This window comes from uncultured Campylobacter sp. (assembly GCF_938030685.1).
Lineage (GTDB): Bacteria > Campylobacterota > Campylobacteria > Campylobacterales > Campylobacteraceae > Campylobacter_B.
The window spans coordinates 1-1,910 of record NZ_CALHHX010000017.1 but is presented as its reverse complement, the minus strand read 5'-3'; the positions used below and the strand labels follow the sequence as shown (position 1 = coordinate 1,910).

The following is a 1,910-nucleotide window of genomic DNA, read 5'->3' as shown; positions in this document are numbered from 1 at the left end:
GTCGCGCATGTTGTTTAGATTTAGCACGGCGGTGCTTAGCATCCCGCACGCGCACGCAGGCAGCAGCAGCGCTGCATCGAGCGAACGCGCGTATAAAAAGTACGAGCCCAGCACGCTCAAAAGGCCAAAAAACAAAAACACGAAAACGTCGCCGAGGCCCTTGTAGCCATATGCGCCGGCGCCCACGGTGTATCGGATCGCGGCATATATCGACGCGCCGCCCAGCGCCAAAAATAGCAGCACGAGATAAAACCGCTCGCCAAACGCCAAAATGCTTAGCGCGAGGCTGCAAAGCGCGGAAAGTAGCGCCGTAACGACGATGACGCGTTTCATCTCGGCTGCGCTCATCTGCCCCGTTTGTATCGCGCGGCGCGGCCCAAGCCTGCCATCGTCGTCGGTGCCTTTTACCGCGTCGCCGTAGTCGTTGGCGTAGTCGCTTAGCACCTGAAACAGCAGCGTGGTAAGCAGCGCCAGCGCAAAAATATCCACCCTAAACGCGCCTGCACCGTATGCCGCGCCGCTACCTAGCAACACGCCCGAGACGCTAAGTGGCAGAGATCTAAGGCGTGCGGATGCGTAAAGAGCTTTTGCGGTTATCATTTTTTGCCTTTTTTTGTGATTTTTCAGCGCCGAATTTGCGGCGAACTCAACTTAAAATTTAGCGGAAAAACGCCAAAAATATCATAAATTTAGACTATTCGTAGAGTAAATTTTATTTAAATTCGCCTTTTTAATATAAATAGCGGTAAAATAGAGCCAAAAATTTTAGGAATTGTGATGAAAAAAGTTCTTACCGTTCAAGATATATCCTGCGTGGGCAAGGTTTCGCTGACCGTCGCCTTGCCGATACTAAGCGCGATGGGGATCAGTACGAGCGTGATCCCTACGGCGGTTTTATCAATGCATACGGGCTTTTCGGGCTACACCTTTTGCGATCTAAGCTCTCAAATACGCGCGATCATGGCGCACTGGAAAGACCGCGGAGTGGTGTTTGACGGCATCTATACGGGCTTTTTGGGCTCGGCGGCGCAGATCGAGATCATGAGCGAGCTATTTGCTAGCTTCGGCGGCGCAGACAAGACAATTTTGGTCGATCCATGTATGGGCGATAACGGCGTGTTTTATCCGGGCTTTAACGGGGACTTTGCCCGCATGATGGCGCTTCTGTGCGCCCAGGCCGACATCATCACGCCAAATATCACCGAGGCCTGCGCGATCACCGGGGTGCCGTACCGAGAGGACGCAGATAGGGATTTTATCATGGATCTGCTTGCGCGCCTTAGAGAGCTGGGCGCTAGACAGGTCATTTTAAAGGGCATCGGCTACATCGCCGATCAGTGCGGGGTTTTCAGCTACGATGCGCGCACGGGCAGGACGAACGAGTATTTTCACGAGCTGCTGCCGGTTAAATTTAACGGTACCGGCGATATTTTCGCCGCCGTAGCCTTCGGCGCAATAATGCGCGGCAAGTCGCTGGAAACTGCGGTTCGTATCGCTGCGGATTTCGTCGTCAGCACGATCAAAGAGACGATGAGCGACGAGGAGCGCAAGGACTACGAAGGGGTCGATTTCGAAGCGATAATTCCCGAGCTGGTGAGGAAAATCTAAGTTCTAGACGGATTTGGAATTCGCCGCGCGGACAGAGGATTTGTGGCAGAGCTTTAAAATTTTACCATAAAAAAATTTCTAAATTTTATCTACGATGTGGGATTTTAAAATTTTCAAAACTTATGTGTCGTGTGAGGCGTGGAATTCTATAGGCGATGTGGAATTTTAGAATTCATGCATTGCACGGGCTTATAATTTTATCTCCTATATAGAATTTTAAAATTTGCACCGAAGTAAAGATGCGAAATTTATCACTAGCGCGGAATTCTAAACGCAAGGCTACAGCGAATTTATCTGCTTGC

General features: G+C 50.7%; 2 protein-coding genes. One reads left to right on the top strand and one right to left on the bottom strand.

Annotation, left to right across the window (positions count from 1 at the left end):
* The coding region (menA, locus tag Q0369_RS00865) for a 1,4-dihydroxy-2-naphthoate octaprenyltransferase (protein WP_298094712.1) at positions 1 to 600 on the bottom strand (600 nt) is incomplete at its 3' end.
* Positions 601 to 777: 177 nt separating this feature from the next.
* Between menA and Q0369_RS00860 the strand changes: the two genes are divergently transcribed.
* Complete coding sequence (locus tag Q0369_RS00860; RefSeq protein WP_298094709.1) at positions 778 to 1,608, top strand: pyridoxamine kinase; 831 nt, start codon at positions 778 to 780, stop codon at positions 1,606 to 1,608.
* The last annotated feature ends 302 nt before the right edge of the window (positions 1,609 to 1,910 follow it).

Bases quoted from the DNA above. Each gene is read 5' to 3' on its own strand.
- Q0369_RS00860 (WP_298094709.1), top strand. From the start codon at position 778: ATGAAAAAAGTTCTTACCGTTCAAGATATATCCTGCGTGGGCAAGGTT.